Raw genomic sequence first — 24759 nt, 5'->3', positions numbered from 1 at the left:
GGGCAGGGCCGCGGGGTGCGGCGGGCGTGCGGGCGGTTCGATGCGGGCGGTTCCGGGCGCGTGCGGTTCGCAGGCCGTGTGGTTCGAGGGCCGTGTGGTCTGACGGGCGTGCGGCCGGAGGCGCGGGCGGTCCCGGCGGCGCATTGCGGGGCGGTCCGGTGGCCGCATCGGCGTGCGGGGGTCGACCTTCAGGGTGCTGTCCGGATGCGGGGGACCCGGGGAGAGACGCGGGGGAGAGGAGCTGCCGGAGCAGGCGCGCCAAGCCCCCGGCTCCGGCCTCCTGACCGGTCGCACGCCCTCCGCCCACCTCGCCCCGTGCCGTCTCGGCCGCGCCGTGTCACTCCCCGCCCCCGAGGGACGGATCGGCGCCCCCACTGCCGCGCGCCCGCGCCCCGCTGCCCGCCCGTCCGGGGACACGCACCCACCGCCCCCGAACCGCTCGGCACACCCCCGTCCGCCCCGACCGGCCGCAGCCCCCCTCCCCGCCCCGGTAGCCTTGCCGCCCGTGATCGCAACGCTCATCTGGATCCTTGTCGCGCTCGTGGCCGTCGGCCTCTATCTGAGCTGGACGGCGGGCCGGCTGGACCGGCTGCACGCCCGGATCGACGCGGCGCGGGCCGCACTGGACGCGCAGTTGCTGCGCCGGGCCTCCGTGGCGCAGGAACTGGCCACCTCCGGCGTGCTGGACCCGGCCGCCTCGATCGTGCTGTACGAGGCCGCGCACGCGGCCCGGCAGTCCGAGGAGGAGCAGCGGGAGGTCGCCGAGAGCGAGCTGAGCCAGGCGCTGCGGGCGGTGTTCGGCGAGGCGCAGCAGGTGGAGGCGGTCCGCGCGGTGCCCGGCGGCGAGGAGGCGGCGCGCGAGCTGGCCGAGGCGGTGCGCCGGGTGCCGATGGCCCGCCGCTTCCACAACGACGCCGTGGGCGCGGCCCGCAGACTGCGCGAGCACCGCAAGGTGCGCTGGTTCCGGCTGGCCGGGCACGCCCCCTTCCCGCTGGCCTTCGAGATGGACGACGAGCCCCCGGTGGCGCTGGTGGAGCGCGCGGCCTAGCGGTCCGCGCCGCACCGCACGGCACTGCCCGTACCGGGGCCGTGCGGGCAAAAGGATCCACCCGCTTGTCATTGGCCCTTGCCGTGGACTGGTCCACTCGCGTTTCCTCTGGGTGCATCAACCCCCTCTTTCCACCCGAGTGAGGTCACCCGTGTCCACCACACTTCCCGATTCCGCCCAGACTCCCGAGACCGGTACCGCGCGCGTCAAGCGCGGCATGGCCGAGCAGCTCAAGGGCGGCGTGATCATGGACGTCGTCACGCCGGAGCAGGCGAAGATCGCCGAGGACGCGGGCGCCGTCGCCGTCATGGCCCTGGAGCGGGTCCCGGCCGACATCCGCAAGGACGGCGGCGTGGCCCGCATGTCCGACCCGGACATGATCGAGGGCATCATCGAGGCCGTCTCCATCCCGGTCATGGCCAAGTCCCGCATCGGCCACTTCGTCGAGGCCCAGGTCCTCCAGTCGCTCGGCGTCGACTACATCGACGAGTCCGAGGTCCTCACCCCGGCCGACGAGGTCAACCACTCCGACAAGTGGGCCTTCACCACCCCGTTCGTCTGCGGTGCCACCAACCTGGGCGAGGCCCTGCGCCGCATCGCCGAGGGCGCGGCCATGATCCGCTCCAAGGGCGAGGCCGGCACCGGCAACGTCGTCGAGGCCGTCCGCCATCTGCGCCAGATCAAGAACGAGATCGCCCGGCTGCGCGGCTTCGACAACAACGAGCTGTACGCCGCCGCCAAGGACCTGCGCGCCCCCTACGAGCTGGTCAAGGAGGTCGCCGAGCTGGGCAAGCTCCCGGTGGTCCTCTTCTCCGCCGGCGGCGTGGCCACCCCGGCCGACGCCGCCCTGATGCGCCAGCTCGGCGCCGAGGGCGTCTTCGTCGGCTCCGGCATCTTCAAGTCCGGCGACCCGGCCAAGCGCGCCGCCGCCATCGTCAAGGCGACCACCTTCTACGACGACCCGAAGATCATCGCGGACGCGTCCCGCAACCTCGGCGAGGCCATGGTCGGCATCAACTGCGACACCCTCCCCGAGACCGAGCGCTACGCCAATCGCGGCTGGTAGCCCACCCCATGAGCAGCGAAGCACCTGTCATCGGCGTCCTGGCCCTCCAGGGCGACGTACGGGAGCACCTCGTCGCCCTGGCCGCGGCCGATGCCGTGGCCAGGCCGGTCAGGCGCCCCGAGGAACTCGCCGAGGTGGACGGCCTGGTCCTGCCCGGCGGCGAGTCCACCACCATCTCCAAGCTCGCCGTCCTCTTCGGCGTGATGGACCCGCTCCGCGCGCGCGTGCGCGACGGCATGCCCGTCTACGGCACCTGCGCCGGGATGATCCTGCTCGCCGACAAGATCCTCGACCCGCGCTCGGGCCAGGAGACCGTCGGCGGCATCGACATGATCGTGCGCCGCAACGCCTTCGGCCGGCAGAACGAGTCCTTCGAGGCGGCCGTGGACGTCCGGGGCATCGCGGGCGATCCGGTGGAGGGCGTCTTCATCCGCGCGCCCTGGGTCGAGTCCGTGGGCGCCGGGGCCGAGGTGCTCGCCGAGCACGGCGGCCACATCGTGGCGGTGCGCCAGGGCAACGCGCTGGCCACGTCGTTCCACCCGGAGCTGACCGGCGACCACCGTGTGCACGCCCTGTTCGTCGACATGGTGCGCGCGATACGGGCGGCGGAGTCCTTGTAGGATCTCCCGGGGTACCTCCCGGCTGCTTCAGGCCCGGGGGCGTTCGTACAGGATGGGTTTACGCGAAGGAGACAGGCAGATGTCCGGCCACTCTAAATGGGCCACGACGAAGCACAAGAAGGCCGTCATCGATGCCAAGCGCGGCAAGCTCTTCGCGAAGCTGATCAAGAACATCGAGGTCGCGGCGCGGATGGGCGGCGTCGACCTGGACGGCAACCCGACGCTCTACGACGCCGTGCAGAAGGCCAAGAAGCAGTCGGTCCCGAACAAGAACATCGACTCCGCCGTCAAGCGCGGTGGCGGTCTCGAGGCCGGCGGCGCCGACTACGAGACGATCATGTACGAGGGCTACGGGCCGAACGGTGTCGCGGTGCTCATCGAGTGCCTCACCGACAACCGCAACCGCGCCGCCTCCGACGTCCGCGTCGCCATGACCCGCAACGGCGGTTCCATGGCCGACCCCGGCTCGGTGTCGTACCTGTTCAACCGCAAGGGCGTCGTGATCGTCCCCAAGGGCGAGCTGACCGAGGACGACGTCCTGGGCGCCGTCCTGGACGCGGGCGCCGAGGAGGTCAACGACCTCGGTGACACCTTCGAGGTGCTCAGCGAGGCCACCGACCTGGTCGCGGTCCGCACCGCCCTCCAGGAGGCCGGCATCGACTACGACTCGGCCGACGCCAACTTCGTCCCGACCATGCAGGTCGAGCTGGACGAGGACGGCGCCCGGAAGATCTTCAAGCTGATCGACGCGCTGGAGGACAGCGACGACGTGCAGAACGTCTTCGCCAACTTCGACGTCAGCGACGAGGTCATGGAGAAGGTCGACGCCTGACGCACGCACGGCGCCACCGGCGGGCCGAGGGACACGTCCCTGGGCCCGCCGCCGTTGTCAGTGGCACCCGATAGCCTGCGCGGACAGGAGATCGAAGGGAAAGATCGCGTGCGCGTACTGGGGGTGGACCCGGGGCTGACCCGCTGCGGGGTCGGTGTCGTGGAGGGGGTCGCGGGCCGGCCGCTGACCATGATCGGTGTGGGCGTGGTGCGGACCCCCGCGGACGCCGACCTCGGACACCGCCTGGTCGCCGTCGAACAGGGCATCGAGCAGTGGCTCGACGAGCACCGCCCCGAGTTCGTGGCCGTGGAGCGCGTCTTCAGCCAGCACAATGTGCGCACGGTCATGGGCACCGCCCAGGCCAGCGCCGTCGCCATCCTGTGCGCCTCCCGCCGCGGCATCCCCGTCGCCCTGCACACCCCCAGCGAGGTCAAGGCCGCCGTCACCGGCAGCGGACGCGCGGACAAGGCCCAGGTGGGCGCCATGGTCACGCGTCTTCTCCGGCTCGCCGCGCCGCCCAGGCCCGCCGACGCCGCCGACGCCCTCGCCCTCGCCATCTGCCACATCTGGCGGGCCCCCGCACAGAACCGGCTCCAGCAGGCCGTGGCCCTGCACACCGCCGCCGCCACCAGGACGGCCCCGCACACGAAAGGCCGTACGGCATGATCGCCTTCGTCAGCGGCACCGTCGCCGCGCTCGCCCCCGACACCGCGGTGATCGAGGTCGGCGGCGTCGGCATGGCCGTCCACTGCACCCCGGGCACCCTGTCCGCCCTGCGGATCGGCCGCCCCGCCAAGCTGCACACCTCCCTCGTCGTCAGGGAGGACTCCCTGACCCTGTACGGCTTCGCCGACGACGACGAGCGCCAGGTCTTCGTGCTCCTCCAGACCGCCAGCGGCGTCGGCCCGCGCCTGGCCCAGGCCATGCTCGCCGTGCACAGCCCCGACGCGCTGCGTCGCGCGGTCGCCACCGGCGACGAGAAGGCCCTCACCGCCGTCCCCGGTATCGGCAGGAAGGGCGCCCAGAAGCTCCTCCTGGAGCTGAAGGACCGCCTCGGCGCGCCGGTCGGCGCCCCCGCGGTCGGCGCCCCCGTGACCCAGGGCTGGCGCGACCAGCTGCACGCCGCCCTCATCGGACTCGGCTACGCCACCCGCGAGGCCGACGAGGCCGTCACCGCCGTCGCCCCGCAGGCCGAGGCCGCCGACGGCACCCCCCAGGTGGGGCAGCTCCTGAAGGCGGCCCTCCAGACCCTCAACCGAGCCCGCTGACGCCACCGAGCCCGCTGACGCAACCGGCGCCCCGCGCCCCGCTAGGAGACATCCGCAGTGAACTGGGACGACACGCCCGACACCACCGCCGCCGAGCGACTGGTGGGCTCTGTCGCCGACCGCGAGGACCAGGCCGTCGAGGCCGCCCTGCGGCCCAAGGATCTCGGCGAGTTCATCGGCCAGGAGAAGGTCCGCGAACAGCTCGACCTGGTGCTGCGCGCCGCCCGCGCGCGCGGCGCCACCGCCGACCATGTGCTGCTCTCCGGCGCCCCCGGCCTCGGCAAGACCACCCTCTCCATGATCATCGCGGCCGAGATGGGCGCCCCCATCCGCATCACCTCCGGCCCCGCCATCCAGCACGCGGGCGACCTCGCCGCCATCCTGTCCTCGCTCCAGGAGGGCGAGGTGCTCTTCCTCGACGAGATCCACCGCATGTCCCGGCCCGCCGAGGAGATGCTGTACATGGCGATGGAGGACTTCCGCGTCGACGTGATCGTCGGCAAGGGCCCCGGCGCCACCGCCATCCCGCTCGAACTGCCCCCCTTCACCCTGGTCGGCGCCACCACCCGGGCCGGACTGCTGCCGCCCCCGCTGCGCGACCGCTTCGGCTTCACCGCCCACATGGAGTTCTACGGGCCCGCCGAGCTGGAGCGCGTCGTACACCGTTCGGCGCAACTGCTCGACGTGGAGATCGAGGCCGACGGCGCCGCCGAGATCGCCGGCCGCTCCCGCGGCACCCCCCGCATCGCCAACCGCCTGCTGCGCCGGGTGCGGGACTACGCGCAGGTCAAGGCGGACGGGATGATCACCCGTGACATCGCCGCCGCGGCCCTCGCCGTCTACGAGGTCGACGCCCGCGGCCTGGACCGCCTGGACCGGGCCGTGCTGACGGCGCTGCTCAAGCTGTTCGGCGGCGGCCCGGTGGGCCTGTCGACGCTGGCGGTGGCGGTGGGGGAGGAGCGTGAGACCGTGGAAGAGGTCGCCGAACCGTTCCTCGTCCGCGAGGGCCTGCTCGCGCGCACCCCGCGCGGACGGGTCGCCACCCCGGCCGCCTGGGCGCACCTCGGCCTCACCCCGCCCGGCTCGCCCGGGGCCGGAAACGGACAACAGGACCTGTTCGGGGCGTGACGGCGATCCATTGGCCCGGGGAGGAACCCAGGTGCCATGCTGAGCGTTGTTCCTTGCACGCGGACTCCCTTAGACTCCGCCGATGCCGCCCTTGTCGACGGCAAGCACACCCCCAACCATCAGGCCGCTTCCCATCGCGGTCGTGTGAAGGAAGTTCCGACCCGTGAGTCTCGTGACCATCCTCCCGTTCATCGTGCTCATCGGGGCCATGTTCCTGATGACCCGGTCGGCCAAGCGCAAGCAGCAGCAGGCCGCCACCATGCGGAACCAGATGCAGCCCGGTAGCGGAATCCGCACCATCGGCGGCATGTACGCGACGGTCAAGGAGGTCAACGACGACACGGTCCTCCTCGACGCCGGGCCGGGCGTGGAGCTTCTCTTCGCCAAGAACGCCATCGCGACCGTCCTGTCCGACGACGAGTACAACCGCATCGTCCACGGCGTCGAGCACGACCTGAAGTCCGACACCGACATCGTTCCCGACGACGCCTCCTCCCTCACCGAGCCCGACGAGCCCGCCGCCGACGCTTCCGCCGCCTCCGACGACAAGCCCATCGACCTCGGCAAGAAGGACGCGGCCGAGCCGAAGGGGGAGGAATCCGCCGACGCCGCCGCCGAGGCGAAGGCGGCGGAAGAGCCGAAGAAGACCGACGGCGACTCCGGGGCGAAGTAGTCACCACCCAGGGCGCGCGGCACCGCCCGCGCGCCCTGGGACGTGTTCACTTCGCGCGGGATCCCGACACCATGTCATGGCCGCACACCAAGCCCACCCGGCGCGGAGCGGCTCGAGAGGGAGTACGAGAAGGTGGCAGCACCTAAGAAGGGCCGGAGCGCGAGCGCCCAGAGCAAGCCATGGCGCTCGCTGGCCCTCATCCTGATCGCCATCGTGGCGCTCACCGGTGGCATGTTCGCCTCCGGGCACACCACCCCGCGCCTCGGCATCGACCTGGCCGGCGGCACCAGCATCACCCTGAGGGCGGTTCCCGAGCGCGGCCAGGAATCCGCGATCAACAAGGCCAACATGGACACCGCGGTCGACATCATGAACCGCCGTGTCAATGGTCTGGGTGTCTCGGAGGCCGAGGTTCAGACCCAGGGCCGTGACAACATCATCGTCAACATCCCCAAGGGCACGAACTCCAAGGAGGCCCGGGAGCAGGTCGGCACCACCGCCAAGCTGTACTTCCGCCCGGTGCTGGCCACCGAGGTCTCCGCCGGCCAGCCCCCGGCCAGCCCGGCGCCGTCCTCCAGCTCCTCCGGCAAGCCCGGCGACAAGGCCACGGACAAGCCCGGCGACAAGGCCACCGGCAAGACCGGCGACGGCGACAAGGACAAGGCGACCTCCGGCTCCTCCAGCCCCTCGTCGGCCGCGACGCACCAGGGCCGCGCCGTCACCGACGGCCTGAAGGCCGACTCCACCCCCTCGACGGGCGCGACGGGCAGCACCGGCTCCGCCAAGCCGGGTTCCTCGCAGAGCCCCAAGGCCCCCGCCTCCCCGTCGGCCGGCGGTGCCACCTCCGGTGACGAGAGCAAGCTCCAGGCCGAGTACGCCGCTCTGGACTGCTCCAAGGAGTCCGTCCGCGCCACGGCCGGCAAGGGCGTCAAGCCCACCGTGTCGACCGTCGCCTGCGGCCAGGACTCGCAGGGCCAGTGGGCGAAGTACCTCCTCGGCCCGGCCGGCGTGGACGGCACCGACGTGAAGAAGGCCCAGGCCGTCTTCAACACGCAGAACGGCTCCGGCTGGACCGTCACCATGGAGTTCACCTCCAAGGGCGCCAAGAAGTTCGCGGACATCACCGGCAAGCTGGCGCAGAACCAGACGCCGCAGAACCAGTTCGCGATCGTCCTCGACGGCAACGTCGTCTCCGACCCGTACGTCCGCGAGGCGCTGACCGGCGGCAACGCCGAGATCACCGGCCGCTTCACGCAGTCCGAGGCGCAGGGCCTGTCGAACATGCTGTCCTACGGCGCGCTGCCGCTGACCTTCAAGGAGGACAGCGTCACCACCGTCACCGCCGCGCTCGGCGGCGACCAGCTGCACGCCGGCCTCATCGCGGGCGCCATCGGCCTCGCCCTGGTCGTCGTCTACCTGCTGATCTTCTACCGCGGCCTGTCGGTCATCGCCATCCCCTCGCTGCTGGTCTCGGCGATCCTCACCTACGTGATCATGGCGCTGCTCGGACCGGGCATCGGCTTCGCGCTGAACCTGCCGGCCGTCTGCGGCGCCATCGTCGCCATCGGCATCACGGCGGACTCGTTCATCGTGTTCTTCGAACGCATCCGGGACGAGATCCGCGAGGGCCGCACGCTGCGGCCCTCCGTGGAGCGCGCCTGGCCGCGGGCCCGCCGCACCATCCTCGTCTCCGACTTCGTGTCCTTCCTCGCCGCCGCGGTGCTCTTCATCGTCACCGTCGGCAAGGTGCAGGGCTTCGCGTTCACCCTCGGTCTCACGACCGTGCTGGACGTCGTCGTGGTGTTCCTGTTCACCAAGCCGCTGATGACGATCCTGGCGCGCCGGAAGTTCTTCGCCAACGGCCACCGGTGGTCCGGTCTCGACCCCAAGGCCCTGGGCGCCAAGGCGCCGCTGCGCCGCACCCGCCGCCCCTCCCGCCCCGCCGGCCCCGTCGACCCGAAGGAGGCGTGAGATGTCCAAGCTCGGCAGCCTCGGCGCCCGACTCCACCGCGGCGAGGTCGGCTACGACTTCGTCAAGAACCGCAAGCTCTGGTACGGCATCTCCATCCTGATCACCATCACGGCCATCCTCGGCCTGGCGGTGCGCGGCCTGAACATGGGCATCGAGTTCCAGGGCGGAGCGGTCTTCACCACCCCCAAGCACATGACCGCCTCGGTCAGCCAGGCCGAGACGTTCGCGGAGGACGCCTCCGGGCACGACGCGATCGTGCAGAAGCTCGGCGACGGCAGCCTGCGCATCCAGATCGCGGGCATCGAGACCGGCAAGTCCGACGAGATCAAGGACGCGCTGGCCAAGGACCTGAAGGTCAACCCCGAGCAGATCAACGCCGACCTGGTCGGCCCCAGCTGGGGCGAGCAGATCGCCAACAAGGCCTGGCAGGGCCTGGCGATCTTCATGGTCCTGGTCGTGATCTACCTGGCGATCGCCTTCGAGTGGCGCATGGCCGTCGCCGCCCTGGTCGCCCTGATCCACGACATCACCATCACCACCGGTATCTACGCCCTCGTCGGCTTCGAGGTCACCCCCGGTACGGTGATCGGTCTGCTCACCATCCTCGGTTACTCGCTCTACGACACGGTCGTCGTCTTCGACAGCCTCAAGGAGCAGACGAAGGACATCACCAAGCAGACCCGCTGGACCTACAGCGACCTCGCCAACCGCTCCATCAACGGCACCCTGATGCGCTCCATCAACACCACCGTGGTGGCGCTGCTGCCGGTGGCGGGCCTGCTGTTCATCGGCGGCGGCGCGCTCGGCGCGGGCATGCTCAACGACATCTCGCTGTCGCTGTTCGTCGGTCTGGCCGCCGGCGCGTACTCCTCGATCTTCATCGCCACGCCGCTCGTCGCCGACCTCAAGGAGCACGAGCCGCAGATGAAGGCCCTCAGGAAGCGCGTCCTGGCCAAGCGCGCCCAGGCCGCCGCCGAGGGCACCCCGGTGACGGCCGAGGGCACCGCGGACGACGGGTCCTACGACGACGACGCCGAGGACGCGGCTCCCGCCGTGGTCGGCCCGCGCAATCAGCCCGCCGCCCGCAGCCGGGGCCGGGGCCGTCCCTCCGGGAAGCGCCGATGACCGACATCCGGGAACTGCTGCTCAGCCGGATCCGCGACGTCACCGACTACCCGGAGCCGGGGGTGGTGTTCAAGGACATCACCCCGCTGCTCGCCGACCCGGCGGCCTTCTCCGCGCTCACCGAGGCACTGGCGGACATCGCCACCCGCCAGGGCGCGACCAAGGTCGTCGGCCTGGAGGCGCGCGGCTTCATCCTGGGCGCCCCGGTCGCCCTGCGCGCGGGCCTCGGCTTCATCCCGGTGCGCAAGGCGGGCAAGCTCCCCGGAGCCACCCTCCGCCAGAGCTACGACCTGGAGTACGGCTCGGCCGAGATCGAGGTGCACGCCGAGGACCTGACCGCCGCCGACCGCGTCCTGGTCGTCGACGACGTCCTCGCCACCGGCGGCACCGCCGAGGCGTCGCTCCAGCTCATCCGCCGCGCGGGCGCCGGTGTCGCCGGTGTCGCGGTCCTGATGGAGCTGGGCTTCCTCCAGGGCCGCGCCCGCCTGGGCACCGCCCTGGACGGCGCCCCGCTGGAGGCGCTGCTCCAGGTCTGAGCACGGCGCACGCACGCGCGCGTACCGCTCGTACGACAGCGCACGGGACGGGCCCGGAGGAATCCGGCGCCCGTCCCGTGCGTTTTCCCCGGTGAACGGCCCGCGCACCGGGCTGAAGGCGATCCGGGAGCCCGGGATCGCTACCATGGGACCTCCGGGGCCTGACCGGGGCACCCGGATCGCGCACGAGGAGTCCTCTTGCCAGACGAGGCCCAGCCACTGACCGCCGCCAAGCCCGAGTCCGCCTCGGCAGCCGCGGCGAAGCCCGCGCCGAACGCGAAGGACGCGAAGAACGACACCCGCGGCCCGGTCGAGCGCGTCTCGTCCGCGCCCGTCGAGAAGACCGCCGAGTCCGTGCGCCCCAAACCGGCCCCTCCCGTGCGCGCCGCCGGCGGCCAGCCCGCCCGCTCCGGCTCCTCCAACCGCGTCCGCGCCCGCCTGGCCCGCCTCGGCGTCCAGCGCGCCAACCCGTACAACCCGGTCCTGGAGCCGCTGCTGCGGATAGTGCGCAGCAACGACCCCAAGATCGAGACGGCCACCCTGCGCCAGATCGAGCGCGCCTACCAGGTCGCCGAGCGCTGGCACCGCGGCCAGAAGCGCAAGAGCGGCGACCCGTACATCACGCACCCGCTCGCCGTCACCACCATCCTCGCCGAACTCGGCATGGACCCGGCCACCCTCATGGCCGGCCTGCTGCACGACACCGTCGAGGACACCGAGTACGGCCTGGACGACCTGCGCCGCGACTTCGGCGACGTGGTCGCCCTGCTCGTCGACGGCGTCACCAAGCTCGACAAGGTGAAGTTCGGCGAGGCCGCGCAGGCCGAGACCGTGCGCAAGATGGTCGTCGCCATGGCCAAGGACCCGCGCGTCCTGGTCATCAAGCTCGCCGACCGCCTGCACAACATGCGCACCATGCGCTATCTCAAGCGCGAGAAGCAGGAGAAGAAGGCGCGCGAGACCCTGGAGATCTACGCGCCGCTCGCCCACCGCCTGGGCATGAACACCATCAAGTGGGAGCTGGAGGACCTCGCCTTCGCGATCCTCTACCCCAAGATGTACGACGAGATCGTCCGCCTGGTCGCCGAACGCGCCCCCAAGCGCGACGAGTACCTGGCGATCGTCACCGACGAGGTCCAGTCGGACCTGCGCGCCGCCCGCATCAAGGCCACCGTCACCGGCCGCCCCAAGCACTACTACAGCGTCTACCAGAAGATGATCGTCCGCGGCCGCGACTTCGCGGAGATCTACGACCTGGTCGGCATCCGTGTCCTGGTCGACACGGTCCGCGACTGCTACGCCGCCCTCGGCACCGTGCACGCGCGATGGAACCCGGTCCCCGGCCGGTTCAAGGACTACATCGCGATGCCCAAGTTCAACATGTACCAGTCGCTGCACACCACGGTCATCGGCCCCAACGGCAAGCCCGTCGAACTACAGATCCGCACCTTCGACATGCACCGCCGCGCCGAGTACGGCATCGCCGCGCACTGGAAGTACAAGCAGGAGGCCGTCGCCAGCGCCTCCAAGGTCCGCACCGACGCGCCCCGGTCCACCGGCAAGGCGGGCAAGGACGCGGCCATCAACGACATGGCGTGGCTGCGCCAGCTCCTCGACTGGCAGAAGGAGACCGAGGACCCGGGCGAGTTCCTGGAGTCGCTGCGCTTCGACCTCTCCCGCAACGAGGTCTTCGTCTTCACGCCCAAGGGCGACGTCATAGCGCTCCCGGCGGGCGCCACCCCGGTGGACTTCGCCTACGCCGTCCACACCGAGGTCGGCCACCGCACCATAGGAGCACGGGTCAACGGCCGCCTCGTCCCGCTGGAGTCCACCCTGGACAACGGCGACCTGGTGGAGGTCTTCACCTCCAAGGCGGCCGGTGCCGGGCCCTCCCGCGACTGGCTCGGCTTCGTCAAGTCGCCGCGTGCCCGCAACAAGATCCGCGCCTGGTTCTCCAAGGAGCGCCGCGACGAGGCGATCGAGCAGGGCAAGGACGCCATCGTCCGCGCCATGCGCAAGCAGAACCTGCCCATCCAGCGCATCCTGACCGGCGACTCGCTGGTCACGCTGGCGCACGAGATGCGCTACTCGGACATCTCCGCGCTGTACGCGGCGATCGGCGAGGGCCATGTCTCGGCCCAGAACATCGTGCAGAAGCTCGTCCAGGCGCTCGGCGGCGAGGAGGCCGCCACCGAGGAGATCGACGAGAGCATCCCGCCCGCCCGCGGGCGCGGGCGCAAGCGCCGCTCCAGCGCCGACCCGGGTGTCGTCGTCAAGGGCGTCGACGACGTATGGGTCAAACTGGCCCGCTGCTGCACACCGGTGCCCGGCGACCCGATCATCGGCTTCGTCACCCGCGGCAGCGGGGTCTCGGTCCACCGCAGCGACTGCGTCAACGTGGACTCGCTCTCCCGCGAGCCCGAGCGGATCCTGGACGTCGAGTGGGCGCCCACCCAGTCCTCGGTCTTCCTGGTCGCCATCCAGGTCGAGGCCCTGGACCGCTCCCGGCTGCTCTCGGACGTCACCCGCGTCCTGTCCGACCAGCACGTCAACATCCTGTCCGCGGCCGTGCAGACCTCCCGCGACCGCGTCGCCACCTCCCGGTTCACCTTCGAGATGGGCGACCCCAAGCACCTGGGACACGTCCTGCGCGCGGTGCGCGGCGTGGAGGGCGTCTACGACGTCTACCGCGTCACATCGGCCCGCAACCGGTCCTAGCCGCCCCAGCGGCCTCCCGGGCACCCGGAGTGCCGGGGAGGCGGCGGCAGACGGCGAGAGGGCCCCGTACGGCGTGTACGGGGCCCTCTCGCCGTCTGCCTGCGCGCCGGGCTCAGCCGCCGAACTCCTGGAGGCCCTTCAGGGCCTGGTCCAGCAGCGCCTGGCGGCCCGACAGCTCCTTGTCCAGCTTGTCGGCCCGCGCGTTGTTGCCCTGCGCCCGCGCCTGCTCGATCTGGCCCCGCAGCTTGTCCACGGCGGCCTGGAGCTGACCGGTCAGACCCTCGGCACGCGCGCGTGCCTCCGGGTTCGTCCGGCGCCACTCGCTCTCCTCGGCCTCCTGGAGGGCCCGCTCGACCGTGTGCATCCGGCCCTCGACCCGCGGGCGGGCGTCCCGCGGCACATGGCCGATGGCCTCCCAGCGCTCGTTGATCGAACGGAAGGCGGCACGGGCGGTCTTGAGATCACCGACCGGCAGCAGCTTCTCCGCCTCCTCGGCCAGCTCCTCCTTCAGCTTCAGGTTCTCCGACTGCTCGGCGTCCCGTTCGGCGAAGACCGAGCCGCGCGCGGCGAAGAACACGTCCTGGGCGCCACGGAAGCGGTTCCACAGGTCGTCCTCGTGCTCGCGCTGCGCACGCCCCGCGGCCTTCCACTCCGCCATCAGCTCGCGGTACCGGGCCGCCGTGGCACCCCAGTCCGTCGAGCCCGACAGCGCCTCGGCCTCGGCGACCAGCCGCTCCTTGGTGCGGCGCGCCTCCTCGCGCTGCGCGTCCAGCTGCGCGAAGTGCGCCTTGCGCCGCTTGGAGAACGCCGAGCGCGCGTGCGAGAAGCGGTGCCACAGCTCGTCGTCGGACTTGCGGTCCAGGCGCGGCAGCCCCTTCCAGGTGTCCACCAGCGCGCGCAGCCGCTCACCGGCCGCCCGCCACTGGTCGGACCCGGCCAGCTCCTCCGCCTCGGTGACCAGCGCCTCCTTGGAGTGCCGCGCCTCGTCCGCCTGCCGGGCGCGCTGCACCTTGCGCTCCTCGCGCCGCGACTCGACGGTCTCGACCAGCTTGTCCAGGCGGGTGCGCAGGGCGGCCAGATCACCGACCGCGTGATGCGCGTCGACCTGCTCCCGGAGGTGGTCGACGGCGGCCTGGGCGTCCTTCGCCGAGAGATCGGTGGTGCGTACGCGCTTCTCGAGGAGGCCGATCTCGACCACCAGGCCCTCGTACTTGCGCTCGAAGTAGGCCAGTGCCTCATCGGGGGAGCCGGCCTGCCAGGAACCGACGACCTGCTCGCCCTCGGCCGTCCGCACGTACACGGTCCCCGTCTCGTCGACGCGGCCCCACGGGTCGCTGCTCACAGCGCCTCCTCCACATGATGCCTGCGGGGGGCTCTGGAGGCTCCCCCGGGCATCGTCCACAGTTTCGTCACGGCCAACATAGGCGACCAGCGGGTTTCCTGTCCGCATCCAGCGCCACCGAAATCGCGCGGTTGACGGTCAGGACTTCGTGACCGTGGCCTTGTTGATCACGACCGTCGCGTTCGGGGCGCCGTCGCCGGCGCCCGAGTTCTCACCCGCGGCGGCGATCTTCTTCAGCACCGTGAGACCCGACTCGGAAATCGTACCGAACGGTGCGTAGTTGGGCGGCAGCTGGCTGTTCTGGTACACGAGGAAGAACTGGCTGCCCCCGGTGTGCTTCTGGCCGGTGTTCGCCATCGCGACCGTGCCCGCCGGGTAGACGTTGCCCTTGAGGCTGGTGTCCTTGAGGTTCTCGTCCGGGATCGTGTAACCGGGGCCGCCCGTGCCCGTGCCGGTCGGGTCGCCGCACTGGAGCACGTAGATCCCGTTCGTGGTGAGCCGGTGGCACTTCGTGTGGTCGAAGAAGCCCTTCCCGGCCAGGAAGTCGAACGAGTTCACGGTGTGCGGCGCGGCGGACGCCTTCAGCGACATGTCGATGTCACCGCATGTGGTGGCGAGCTTCATCGTGTACTTCGCCGACGTGTCGATCGACATCGCCGGCTCCTTCTTCCAGCTCAGCTTCGCCACCGAGCCCGCGGCCGGCTTCGCGCACGGGTCCGCCGCCTTGGGGCTGGCCGACGGGCTCGCGGAGACGTCCGCGCTCGCGTTCGCCTTGTCGTCCTTGTCGCTCTTGAGGGCCCCGGTCGAGTACAGCGCGACACCACCGATGACGACCACGCCGAGCACCGACGCGATCACGGAGTTGCGCGTGCGTGCCTTGCGCCGCGCGGCGGTGCGCCGCTGCTGCTGCCGCAAGAACTTCTCCCGGGCGAGCTGACGCCGCCGCTGCTCCTGGCTGACCACCGGGTTCTCTCCTCATGCGTCTGGAATGTCGACCGGCACCCGCGCGGCCGGTGAGCCGGTCGCCCGTGTGTGCCCCGTACCGTATATGGGTTCGCTGAGGATCCGGCAGCGCCGGTAGTCTCTGACCGCGGGCGCAGTCACCCGATGCCCGCCCGTATCGACACAAACGAAGGACGATCGTGCTCATTGCCGGGTTCCCCGCCGGGGCCTGGGGGACGAACTGCTATCTCGTCGCCCCCGCCGCCGGTGAGGAGTGCGTGATCATCGACCCCGGCCACCAGGCCGCCCAGGGGGTCGAGGAAGCACTGAAGAAGCATCGGCTCAAGCCCGTCGCCGTCGTCCTCACCCATGGCCACATCGATCATGTGGCCTCGGTCGTCCCCGTGTGCGGCGCGCACGGCGTACCGGCCTGGATCCACCCGGCCGACCGGTACATGATGAGCGACCCCGAGAAGGCCCTCGGCCGTTCCATCGGGGCGCCGCTGATGGGCGAGCTGACCGTGGGCGAGCCCGACGACGTCGAGGAGCTGACCGACGGCGCGAAGCTGGAGCTGGCCGGTCTGGAGTTCTCCGTCGCGCACGCCCCCGGCCATACCAAGGGGTCGGTGACCTTCCGGATGCCCGAGGCCGCGGACATCCCGCCGGTCCTCTTCTCCGGGGATCTGCTCTTCGCCGGCTCCATCGGACGCACCGACCTGCCCGGCGGTGACATGGCCGAGATCCTCGACTCGCTGGCCCGTGTGTGCCTGCCGCTCGACGACTCGACCGTGGTGCTGTCCGGCCACGGCCCCCAGACGACCATCGGCCAGGAGCGCGCCGCCAACCCGTATCTGCGGCAGGTGGCCGCCGGCCGCCGCGAGCACGGCGCCGGCGAGGCTCCCCGACGAGGAATGTGACGAGAGACTTCGTGAGCACCTTCAAGGCCCCCAAGGGCACGTACGACCTGATCCCCCCGGACTCCGCGACCTACCTGGCGGTCCGCGAGGCCATCGCCGCCCCGCTGCGCAACTCCGGCTACGGATACGTCGAGACGCCCGGCTTCGAGAACGTCGAGCTGTTCGCCCGCGGTGTCGGCGAGTCCACCGACATCGTGACCAAAGAGATGTACGCCTTCGAGACCAAGGGCGGCGACCAGCTCGCCCTGCGTCCCGAGGGCACCGCCTCTGTGCTGCGTGCCGCCCTGGAGGCCAACCTGCACAAGGCGGGCAACCTCCCCGTCAAGCTCTGGTACTCCGGCTCGTACTACCGCTACGAGCGCCCGCAGAAGGGCCGTTACCGCCACTTCTCGCAGGTCGGCGCGGAGGCCATCGGCGCGGAGGACCCGGCCCTGGACGCCGAGCTGATCATCCTCGCCGACCAGGCGTACCGCTCGCTGGGCCTGAGCGACTTCCGCATCCTGCTCAACAGCCTCGGCGACAAGGAGTGCCGTCCGGTCTACCGGGCCGCCCTCCAGGACTTCCTGCGCGGCCTCGACCTGGACGAGGACACGCTGCGCCGGGCGGAGATCAACCCGCTGCGCGTGCTCGACGACAAGCGTCCCGACGTGCAGAAGCAGCTCACCGACGCCCCGCTGCTGCGCGACTACCTGTGCGACGCCTGCAAGACGTACCACGAGGAGGTGCGCGAGCTGATCACGGCGGCGGGCGTCTCCTTCGAGGACGACCCCAAGCTCGTCCGCGGCCTGGACTACTACACCCGCACCACCTTCGAGTTCGTCCACGACGGCCTCGGCTCGCAGTCCGCGGTCGGCGGCGGCGGCCGCTACGACGGCCTGTCCGAGATGATCGGCGGCCCCGCGCTGCCCTCGGTCGGCTGGGCGCTCGGCGTGGACCGCACCGTCCTGGCCCTCCAGGCGGAGGGCGTCGAACTCCGCCTGCCCCCCGCCACCAGCGTCTTCGCCGTCCCGCTCGGCGAGGAGGCGCGCCGGGTGCTGTTCGCCAAGGTCACCGAGTTGCGCAAGGTGGGCGTCGCGGCGGACTTCTCCTACGGGCACAAGGGCCTCAAGGGAGCGATGAAGAACGCCAACCGCAGCGGCGCCCGCTTCACCCTGGTCGCCGGTGAGCGCGACCTCGCCGACGGCGTCGTCCAGCTCAAGGACATGGAGTCCGGCGAGCAGACAGCGATCGGCGTCAACGAGATCGTGGCGGAGCTGGAGTCGCGGCTCGGCTGAGCGGCCGGAGGAGCGCGCGGCGGGCGCCGGGAGCCTCGACGGGCACCCGGCGCCCGCCGCCGTCGCGGCGGCACGACCGCACGGGCCGCGCCGCCGTCCCCGTCAGCCCGTACGCCGGTCCTTCCAGCGGAACGTCAGCAGGCACAGCACCAGCCCGCCGGCGCACCAGGCCGCCAGCACCAGCGCGATCCGCCCGAACTCCCAGGAGCCCGCCTGCTCCAGCACCCGGGCCGAGTCGGGCAGGAACACCCCGCGCAGGCCCTGGCAGAGCCACTTGAGCGGGAAGAGGGCTCCGATGTCCAGCATCCAGTCCGGGATGGTGCTGACGGAGATGTACACCCCGGAGACGAACTGGAGCACCAGGAACGGCAGGACGACCACGGAGGTGGCGCTCTTCGCCGACCGGGGCACCGAGCTGATCGCGATGCCCAGCAGCGCGCACCCGGTCAGACCGAGCACGAAGATCCAGGCGAAGTGGAACCAGCGGACCGCGTCCGTGGGCAGGTCGACACCGTAGAGCGTCGTCCCGACGAGCAGCAGGACCGCCGTCTCCAGGATCCCGGTGACCAGCACCAGCCAGATCTTGCCCAGGAAGTAGGCGGCCGGGGGCATGGGCGTGCCGCGCAGCCGGCGCAGCGCCTTCTCGTCCCGCTCCACCGCGATCGAGACGCCCAGCGACTGGAAGCTCGTCGACATGATGCCCGACGCCATCATCGCGGGGACGTAGAGCTGCGAGGCGGTGATGCCGGTGCCCTGGACGGCGTCGTGGAAGATCGAGGCGAACAGGAACAGGAAGACCACCGGGAAGGCGAAGGTGAACACCACCTGCTCGCGCTGCCGGAAGAACTGCTTGATCTCCAGGGCGCCCCGGGCCAGTCCCAGCCCCCACGCCCCCGGCGGCCGCGCGTCGGCGCCGCGCGCCAGGGTCCCTTCACCGGGGGCCGCGGTGGTGGTCATCGGGTGTTCTCCTGTCCGGTCAGCCGGAGGTAGACGTCCTCCAGGGTGGGGCGGCTCACCCGGAGCCCGGGTATCTCGCCGTCGAAGCGGTGGATGAGCCCGGCGACGGTCCTGGTGGGCGTCTCGGTCCGCTCGGTGCGCGCGGTGCCGTCGTGCTCGGTCCACTCCACGGTGGCGCCGGTGCCGAAGCGTGCGCGCAGGGCGGCCGAGGTGCCCTCGGCGACGATCCGGCCGCCCGCCACCACCGCGAGCCGGTCGGCGAGCGCCTCGGCCTCCTCCAGGTAGTGCGTGGTCAGCAGGATCGTCGTGCCCTCGGCGGCGAGCTGCCGGATCAGGTCCCAGAACTGCCGCCGGGCCGCCGGGTCGAACCCGGTCGTCGGCTCGTCCAGAAGCAGCAGCTCGGGGCCGCCGATCACACCGAGCGCGACGTCCAGCCGGCGCCGCTGCCCACCCGAGAGGGACTTGATCCGGCTGTCCGCCTTCGCCTCCAGACCGACCAGTGAGATCACCTCGCCGGGGTCGCGGGGCCGGGGGTAGTAGCGGGCGAAGTGGCGCACGGTCTCGCGGACCGTCAACTCGGCGGGGGCGGATTCGTCCTGCCAGACGATTCCGACGCGCGAGCGCCACGCGCGCGTGCCGGTCGCCGGGTCCGACCCGAGGACGGTGACCTCTCCCGCGTCCCGTGAGCGATGGCCCTGGAGGATCTCCACGGTGGTGCTCTTGCCCGCCCCGTTGGGTCCGAGCAGGCCGAACACCTTGCCCTTCTCGATGCCGAGATCGATCCCGTCGACCGCGGTGACGTCCCCGTAGCGCTTGCGCAGCCCCCGTACGGCCACCGCGAGTTCGTTCGATGTCATGTCCAGAGCGTCACCCGGAACGGTGGCTTCCGGCGAAGATTTCGCGTTCTTCGGCGGTCTTAGGCGTTCTTCGGTGTTCTTTCTCGGGTTCCTTATCTCCAGCGAACGGTGGGCACCCGGGTGGGTGCGGCACAATGGCCCTGCCCGAAGAAGGTCCAACTCTCAAGTGACGGAATCGGCGTGATGAGCAAGACGACAGTCAGGGACGTCTCGACGGATCCCGGCCCGCAGTCCGCGGCACCCGGACCGCGCACGGCGGGCGGCAGCCGTGCCTTCGCGCTGCTGCTGGTGATCACCGGTGCCGCCGGTCTGCTCGCCGCCTGGGTCATCACGATCGACAAGCAGAAGATCCTCGAGGGCAAGCTGTCCGGCAAGACGTTCACGCCGAGTTGCAGCATCAACCCGATCATCTCCTGCGGCAGCGTCATGGAGAGCAAGCAGGCCGCCGTCTTCGGGTTCCCCAACCCGATGCTCGGTCTGGTCGCCTACGGCATCGTCATCTGCGTCGGCATGAGCCTGCTGGCCCGCGCCCGCTTCCCCCGCTGGTACTGGCTGACCTTCAACGCCGGCACGCTCTTCGGCGTGTGCTTCGTCACCTGGCTCCAGTTCGAGTCGCTGTACCGGATCAACGCGCTGTGCCTGTGGTGCTCGCTGGCCTGGGTCGCCACGATCACCGCGTTCTGGTACGTCACGTCGTTCAACGTGCGCAACGGCTTCCTGCCTGCCCCGCGCCCGCTGAAGACGTTCCTGAGCGAGTTCACCTGGGTGCTGCCGGTGACCCACTGCGGGATCATCGCCATGCTGATCCTGACCCGCTGGGGCAGCAGCCTCTGGGCCTGAGCCCCCCCCTGCGGTCACGGCCCCGGCGGCGTTGTCAGTGGGGTGCCATAGGGTTTCCGTGTGGAGCCCGACCTGTTCACCGCCGCCGCGGAAGACCGCCAGGAGAAGGACCCGGCCGCCAGCCCCCTAGCGGTCCGGATGCGCCCGCGCACCCTCGACGAGGTGGTGGGCCAGCAGCACCTGCTCAAGCCCGGCTCGCCGCTGCGCCGGCTCGTGGGCGAGGGCGCGGGCGGTCCCGCGGGACCGTCCTCGGTGATCCTCTGGGGCCCGCCCGGCACCGGCAAGACCACCCTGGCGTACGTCGTCTCCAAGGCGACCAACAAGCGCTTCGTGGAGCTGTCCGCGATCACCGCGGGCGTCAAGGAGGTCCGCGCGGTCATCGACGGCGCCCGCCGCGCCTCCGGCGGGTACGGCCAGGAGACCGTCCTCTTCCTCGACGAGATCCACCGCTTCAGCAAGGCCCAGCAGGACTCCCTGCTCCCGGCGGTCGAGAACCGCTGGGTGACCCTGATCGCCGCCACCACGGAGAACCCGTACTTCTCGGTGATCTCCCCGCTGCTGTCCCGCTCCCTGCTCCTCACGCTCGAACCGCTCACCGACGACGACGTGCGCGGTCTGCTGCGCCGCGCCCTCGCCGACGAGCGCGGCCTGAAGTCCGCCGTCGCCCTCCCCGAGGACACCGAGGACCATCTGCTGCGTATCGCCGGCGGTGACGCGCGCCGCGCGCTGACCGCTCTGGAGGCCGCCGCGGGCGCCGCCCTGGACAAGGGCGAGGACGAGATCTCCCTGACCACGCTGGAGGAGACCGTCGACCGGGCCGCGGTGAAGTACGACCGCGACGGCGACCAGCACTACGACGTCGCCAGCGCCCTGATCAAGTCCATCCGGGGCTCGGACGTCGACGCGGCCCTGCACTATCTGGCCCGGATGATCGAGGCGGGCGAGGACCCCCGGTTCATCGCCCGCCGGCTGATGATCTCCGCCAGCGAGGACATCGGCCTGGCCGATCCGAACGCGCTGCCCCTGGCGGTCGCCGCCGCCCAGGCCGTCGCCATGATCGGCTTCCCCGAGGCGGCGCTCACCCTCAGCCACACCACCATCGCCCTGGCCCTGGCCCCCAAGTCCAACGCCGCGACCACGGCGATCGGCGCCGCCCTCGCGGACGTGCGCGGGGGCCTGGCCGGATCGGTGCCGCCGCATCTGCGGGACGGGCACTACAAGGGCGCCGCCAAGCTCGGCCACGCCCAGGGGTACGTCTACCCGCACGACCTGCCCGAGGGCATCGCCGCCCAGCAGTACGCGCCGGACGCCCTCAAGGACCGCGAGTACTACACCCCGGGCAGGCACGGCGCGGAGGCGCGGTACGCGGACGCGGTGGAGTGGACCCGCAAGCACCTCGGTCGGAAGCGGCCGTGAGCACCCTGTAGACTGCCTCGAAGTGCCGAGTCCCGTGCCGTCAGAGCGGGACAGCCGGCCGGAGCCCGGACCGTCGAGGACCGGCTCAAGGAGCGTCGCGCACCGTCGAACGGTGTCGCGGGCAGCCCACCACCACCCGGGGATCCCGGGACGGTCGGTGGGCCACTCGCGTGCTGCACGTATGTGCCCAGACCAGGGAAGCGGCTGCCCGGCAGTCCCTCAGGGACCGACGGGTTCTCCCAGGCTGCGGATGCGACCTCCGTAACCCTGACAAGCCGAGAACTACGAAATGAGAGACAGTGGCGAACCAGTCCCGCCCCAAGGTCAAGAAGTCGCGTGCCCTCGGCATCGCGCTGACCCCGAAGGCCGTCAAGTACTTCGAGGCCCGTCCCTACCCGCCGGGTGAGCACGGCCGCGGTCGCAAGCAGAACTCGGACTACAAGGTCCGTCTGCTGGAGAAGCAGCGTCTGCGCGCGCAGTACGACGTGTCCGAGCGCCAGCTCGTCCGCGCCTACGAGCGTGCCTCCAAGGTCCAGGGCAAGACCGGTGAGGCCCTGATCATCGAGCTGGAGCGCCGCCTCGACGCGCTGGTCCTGCGTTCGGGCATCGCCCGCACGATCTACCAGGCCCGCCAGATGGTCGTCCACGGCCACATCCAGGTGAACGGCCAGAAGGTCGACAAGCCGTCCTTCCGCGTCCGCCCCGACGACGTCGTGCAGGTCCGCGACCGCTCCAAGGAGAAGACGCTCTTCACCATCGCCCGTGAGGGCGGCTTCGCCCCCGAGGGCGAGACCCCGCGTTACCTCCAGGTGAACCTCAAGGCCCTGGCGTTCCGCCTGGACCGTGAGCCGAACCGCAAGGAGATCCCGGTGATCTGCGACGAGCAGCTCGTCGTCGAGTACTACGCCCGCTGATCCCAGCAGGCCGCGCGGTACCTCAGCCCGCCGTCTCCCCGCCCTTCCGGGTGGGCGAGGCGGCGGGCTGCCGCGTGTGCGGGCTCCCGGTCCCGGCCCGCCCGCGCGGCCCCGGCAGCGCCCGCAGCGGCCGCCGTCCCGCCCGGCCCAGGGCCCGTGCCACGGCCGCCTCCCGGCCCAGCCCGGCCCCCTCGCGCACCCGCGCCTCGTAGCGCGCGTCGCCCAGCCGCTCGCGGGCCCGTGCCTCGCACAGCTCGTGCGGCGCGTTGTAGTGGACCGAGCCGAACAGCCGCAGCCCCACCGACGCCCACATGCCGCCCGCGGCCCCCTGGAGCACCGCGGCCTCCGCCGCGTCGCCCTCGCTGACCGTCACCAGCGCCAGCAGCTCCACCGCCAGCACCGAACCGAGCAGGTCGTGGAAGCCGTGGGTGTCGGTGAGGCAGTCGACCAGCAGATCCCGGGCGTACCCCAGCCTCCCCTCGTGCCAGGCGGCGTACGCCAGCACGTACAGCGCGTAGGCGCGCGACCAGCGCTCCCCGTGGTCGTCGCAGACCCGGCGGACGTCCTCGCACAGCCGCACCGCGTCCGCCAGGTCGCCCTGGAAGGCGCGGGTCATCGCCAGTTCGACCTGGCCCATCAGCACCGTGCTGTTCAGCTCGCCGATCTCCCGGTAGCGCTCCAGCGCCGAGCGCAGCAGCCGCTCCGCGCGTTCCATGTCGTCCGTGACCAGGGCCAGACAGCCCGTGCGGTGCTCCGCGTAGGCCAGCGCCGTCGCGCTCGCCGCGGACTCGGCGACGTCGCGGCACTCCTGGAGCGCGGCCAGCGCGGGCCCGGTGTCGCCCTGGAGGATCGCCACGTACGCGAGCACCCACAGCGCCTTCAGCCGGGACGGCTCGTGGCCGCCGTCCAGCGCCACGGCGCGCGCCAGCCAGTGCCGGCCCTCGGCCAGCCGCCCGCACCCGGCCCAGCAGAACCACAGGCAGCCCGCCAGGTACTGGGCCAGGCGCGCCTCGCCGGGGCCGGTCACGCAGTACTCCAGGGCGCTGCGCAGATTGGGCAGTTCCGTCTCGATGCGCGCGGCCACCTCGGTCTGCCGGGGCGAGAACCACTCCAGTTCGCACCAGGTGGCCAGGCCGACGTACCAGTCGCGGTGGCGGCGCCGCAGCCGTTCGGCGTCCCCGGTGGCGGCCAGCCAGCCGGCGCCGTAGGCGCGGACCGTGTCCAGCATCCGCAGGCGCGGTCCCGCCGCGGTCTCCTCACGCGCCACCACGGACTGCGCGACCAGCTCGCCCAGCACGTCCAGGACGTCGTCGGCGGGCAGTCCGAGGCCGCCGCACACGTACTCGGCGGCCTCCGGGTCGAACGGCCCGGTGAACACCGAGAGACGCGCCCACAGCAGGCGTTGCTCGGGTGTGCACAGCTCGTGGCTCCAGCCGATCGCGGTGCGCAGTGTCCGGTGCCGGGGCAGGGTGTCGCGGGGGCCGCCGGTGAGCAGCCGGAACCGGTCGTCGAGCCGTTCCAGCAGCCGGGCCGGGGGCAGCGTCCGCAGCCGCCCCGCCGCCAGTTCCACCGCGAGCGGGAGCCGGTCCAGGCGGCGGCACACCTCCCGCACCGCCGGGTCGGCGGCCTCGACCCGCACGCCGTGCTGGGCGGCCCGCGCGATGAGCAGCCGGACCGCCTCGTCCTCGGCGGGCGGATCCAGCGGGAACAGCCGCTCACCGGCCACCCCGAGCGGCTTGCGTCCCACGGCCAGGACCCGCACCTGCGGCACCCGCCGCAGCAGCTCCGCGACCAGGTCGGCGCAGGCGTCGGCCAGGTGCTCGAACCCGTCGAGCACCAGCAGCAGCCGCGGCCCGGCGGCGGCACGGGCCCCGTCCGCACCGTCCGCCCCTTCCGCCCTGTCTGTCTCGCCCGGCCCGGCGAAGCCCAGGACCCGGGGGAGGGCGAGCAGCGTCTCGCGCGGGGTACGCGCCGTGTGGTCGGTCAGGTCCAGCGCCTCCACCACGGCGTGGTCGACGAGGTCCGCGTCCCGCAGCGGTGCCAGGTCCACCCGCGCCCAGGCGCGCGGCGTCTCCGGGTCCGCCCCGCTGCGCCCGCCGGCCGCCGCCCAGCGCGCCGCGGCCCGCGCCGCGAGCCGCGACTTGCCGACCCCGCCGGTGCCGGTCACCGTCACCAGCCGGGCGGCGCCGAGCGCCCGCGCGAGCGCGCCGAGTTCGGCGCGGCGGCCCACGAACGCGTCGGGCTCGGCGGGCGGACCGGCCGCCGCCCCGCACCACCGCGGCGGCCGGCCGGACGTCGGATCAGGCATGGCGTC

Annotated in this window: 22 protein-coding genes; 17 read left to right on the top strand and 5 right to left on the bottom strand. The window is 71.9% G+C overall.

Features of this window, described 5'->3' with window-relative positions; all coding sequences use genetic code 11:
• Positions 1-505: 505 nt before the first annotated feature.
• From B086_RS0130525 to B086_RS0130465, 12 genes are all read left to right on the top strand, one after another.
• Entirely contained in the window at positions 506-1048 is a 543-nt protein-coding gene (locus B086_RS0130525; protein ID WP_018570237.1) for a membrane protein, read from the top strand.
• 217 nt (positions 1049-1265) lie between these two features.
• A complete protein-coding gene (gene pdxS, locus B086_RS0130520) occupies positions 1266-2114 on the top strand; it encodes a pyridoxal 5'-phosphate synthase lyase subunit PdxS (protein WP_234021320.1) in 849 nt (282 codons plus the stop codon).
• An 8-nt stretch (positions 2115-2122) separates the two neighbouring features.
• Positions 2123-2734, top strand: coding sequence for a pyridoxal 5'-phosphate synthase glutaminase subunit PdxT (gene pdxT, locus B086_RS0130515; RefSeq protein WP_018570235.1), 612 nt, complete (start codon positions 2123-2125; stop codon positions 2732-2734).
• A gap of 79 nt (positions 2735-2813) precedes the next feature.
• Complete coding sequence (locus B086_RS0130510; RefSeq protein ID WP_018570234.1) at positions 2814-3566, top strand: YebC/PmpR family DNA-binding transcriptional regulator; 753 nt, start codon at positions 2814-2816, stop codon at positions 3564-3566.
• A gap of 108 nt (positions 3567-3674) precedes the next feature.
• Positions 3675-4232 carry a crossover junction endodeoxyribonuclease RuvC gene (gene ruvC, locus B086_RS0130505; protein ID WP_018570233.1) on the top strand — a complete coding sequence of 186 codons (558 nt, stop codon included), beginning with the start codon at positions 3675-3677 and terminating at the stop codon, positions 4230-4232.
• Positions 4229-4834, top strand: a complete 606-nt coding sequence (gene ruvA, locus B086_RS0130500) for a Holliday junction branch migration protein RuvA (protein WP_018570232.1) — start codon at positions 4229-4231, stop codon at positions 4832-4834. Before ruvC ends, ruvA begins: the two co-directional genes overlap by 4 nt.
• A 57-nt stretch (positions 4835-4891) precedes the next feature.
• Positions 4892-5962 carry a Holliday junction branch migration DNA helicase RuvB gene (gene ruvB / locus B086_RS0130495; protein WP_018570231.1) on the top strand — a complete coding sequence of 357 codons (1071 nt, stop codon included), beginning with the start codon at positions 4892-4894 and terminating at the stop codon, positions 5960-5962.
• A gap of 163 nt (positions 5963-6125) precedes the next feature.
• Complete coding sequence (yajC, locus tag B086_RS0130485) at positions 6126-6635, top strand: preprotein translocase subunit YajC (RefSeq protein WP_026252931.1); 510 nt, start codon at positions 6126-6128, stop codon at positions 6633-6635.
• A 132-nt stretch (positions 6636-6767) separates the two neighbouring features.
• Positions 6768-8606: a protein translocase subunit SecD gene (secD, locus tag B086_RS0130480; protein WP_026252930.1), complete on the top strand. Its 1839-nt coding sequence runs from the start codon at positions 6768-6770 to the stop codon at positions 8604-8606.
• Between the two features lies 1 nt (position 8607).
• On the top strand, positions 8608-9732 hold the full coding sequence (secF, locus tag B086_RS0130475) for a protein translocase subunit SecF (RefSeq protein ID WP_018570226.1): 1125 nt from the start codon (positions 8608-8610) through the stop codon (positions 9730-9732).
• A complete protein-coding gene (locus B086_RS0130470; protein ID WP_018570225.1) occupies positions 9729-10268 on the top strand; it encodes an adenine phosphoribosyltransferase in 540 nt (179 codons plus the stop codon). Before secF ends, B086_RS0130470 begins: the two co-directional genes overlap by 4 nt.
• Before the next feature lie 198 nt (positions 10269-10466).
• Positions 10467-12986 (top strand): RelA/SpoT family protein, encoded by a 2520-nt coding sequence (locus B086_RS0130465; RefSeq protein WP_018570224.1) that lies wholly within the window; start codon positions 10467-10469, stop codon positions 12984-12986.
• A gap of 112 nt (positions 12987-13098) precedes the next feature.
• Here the strand turns inward: B086_RS0130465 and B086_RS0130460 are convergent, their stop codons facing one another.
• Together B086_RS0130460 and B086_RS0130455 are read right to left on the bottom strand one after the other, a co-directional pair.
• A complete protein-coding gene (locus B086_RS0130460) occupies positions 13099-14328 on the bottom strand; it encodes a DUF349 domain-containing protein (RefSeq protein ID WP_018570223.1) in 1230 nt (409 codons plus the stop codon).
• Between the two features lie 138 nt (positions 14329-14466).
• The gene (locus tag B086_RS0130455) at positions 14467-15291 is read right to left on the bottom strand and encodes a peptidylprolyl isomerase (protein WP_018570222.1); all 825 of its coding nucleotides are present in this window, start codon (positions 15289-15291) and stop codon (positions 14467-14469) included.
• Positions 15292-15470: 179 nt separating this feature from the next.
• On the opposite strand from B086_RS0130455, the gene B086_RS0130450 reads away from it, so the two are divergent.
• Together B086_RS0130450 and hisS are read left to right on the top strand one after the other, a co-directional pair.
• Entirely contained in the window at positions 15471-16187 is a 717-nt protein-coding gene (locus tag B086_RS0130450; protein ID WP_018570221.1) for an MBL fold metallo-hydrolase, read from the top strand.
• Between the two features lie 11 nt (positions 16188-16198).
• Complete coding sequence (gene hisS, locus B086_RS0130445; RefSeq protein WP_018570220.1) at positions 16199-17461, top strand: histidine--tRNA ligase; 1263 nt, start codon at positions 16199-16201, stop codon at positions 17459-17461.
• 102 nt (positions 17462-17563) lie between these two features.
• On the opposite strand, the gene B086_RS0130440 is transcribed toward hisS, so the two are convergent.
• Both B086_RS0130440 and B086_RS0130435 read right to left on the bottom strand, forming a co-directional pair.
• On the bottom strand, positions 17564-18418 hold the full coding sequence (locus B086_RS0130440) for an ABC transporter permease (protein ID WP_018570219.1): 855 nt from the start codon (positions 18416-18418) through the stop codon (positions 17564-17566).
• Entirely contained in the window at positions 18415-19275 is an 861-nt protein-coding gene (locus B086_RS0130435; RefSeq protein WP_018570218.1) for an ABC transporter ATP-binding protein, read from the bottom strand. Before B086_RS0130435 ends, B086_RS0130440 begins: the two co-directional genes overlap by 4 nt.
• Before the next feature lie 183 nt (positions 19276-19458).
• Between B086_RS0130435 and B086_RS0130430 the strand changes: the two genes are divergently transcribed.
• The 3 genes from B086_RS0130430 to rpsD all read left to right on the top strand — a co-directional run bounded on the left by B086_RS0130430 (position 19459) and on the right by rpsD (position 22445).
• Positions 19459-20115: a vitamin K epoxide reductase family protein gene (locus tag B086_RS0130430; protein ID WP_018570217.1), complete on the top strand. Its 657-nt coding sequence runs from the start codon at positions 19459-19461 to the stop codon at positions 20113-20115.
• A 60-nt stretch (positions 20116-20175) separates the two neighbouring features.
• Entirely contained in the window at positions 20176-21531 is a 1356-nt protein-coding gene (locus B086_RS0130425) for a replication-associated recombination protein A (RefSeq protein WP_018570216.1), read from the top strand.
• 299 nt (positions 21532-21830) lie between these two features.
• Entirely contained in the window at positions 21831-22445 is a 615-nt protein-coding gene (rpsD, locus tag B086_RS0130420; RefSeq protein ID WP_018570215.1) for a 30S ribosomal protein S4, read from the top strand.
• Positions 22446-22467: 22 nt separating this feature from the next.
• Here the strand turns inward: rpsD and B086_RS0130415 are convergent, their stop codons facing one another.
• The gene (locus B086_RS0130415) at positions 22468-24753 is read right to left on the bottom strand and encodes an ATP-binding protein (protein WP_086024319.1); all 2286 of its coding nucleotides are present in this window, start codon (positions 24751-24753) and stop codon (positions 22468-22470) included.
• Positions 24754-24759 lie beyond the last annotated feature (6 nt).

The sequence above is a fragment of the Streptomyces sp. PsTaAH-124 genome (assembly GCF_000373685.1).
In the GTDB taxonomy this organism is placed as follows: domain Bacteria; phylum Actinomycetota; class Actinomycetes; order Streptomycetales; family Streptomycetaceae; genus Streptomyces; species Streptomyces andamanensis.
The sequence above is the reverse complement of the archived record's forward strand: the minus strand, read 5'-3'. Positions and strand labels throughout refer to the sequence as shown.

Coding starts and splice junctions, on each gene's coding strand:
- B086_RS0130435 (WP_018570218.1), bottom strand. CDS start 19,275: ATGACATCGAACGAACTCGCGGTGGCCGTACGGGGGCTGCGCAAGCGC.
- B086_RS0130510 (WP_018570234.1), top strand. CDS start 2,814: ATGTCCGGCCACTCTAAATGGGCCACGACGAAGCACAAGAAGGCCGTC.
- pdxT (WP_018570235.1), top strand. CDS start 2,123: ATGAGCAGCGAAGCACCTGTCATCGGCGTCCTGGCCCTCCAGGGCGAC.
- B086_RS0130430 (WP_018570217.1), top strand. CDS start 19,459: ATGAGCAAGACGACAGTCAGGGACGTCTCGACGGATCCCGGCCCGCAG.
- secF (WP_018570226.1), top strand. CDS start 8,608: ATGTCCAAGCTCGGCAGCCTCGGCGCCCGACTCCACCGCGGCGAGGTC.
- pdxS (WP_234021320.1), top strand. CDS start 1,266: ATGGCCGAGCAGCTCAAGGGCGGCGTGATCATGGACGTCGTCACGCCG.
- ruvA (WP_018570232.1), top strand. CDS start 4,229: ATGATCGCCTTCGTCAGCGGCACCGTCGCCGCGCTCGCCCCCGACACC.
- B086_RS0130470 (WP_018570225.1), top strand. CDS start 9,729: ATGACCGACATCCGGGAACTGCTGCTCAGCCGGATCCGCGACGTCACC.
- B086_RS0130440 (WP_018570219.1), bottom strand. CDS start 18,418: ATGACCACCACCGCGGCCCCCGGTGAAGGGACCCTGGCGCGCGGCGCC.
- B086_RS0130415 (WP_086024319.1), bottom strand. CDS start 24,753: ATGCCTGATCCGACGTCCGGCCGGCCGCCGCGGTGGTGCGGGGCGGCG.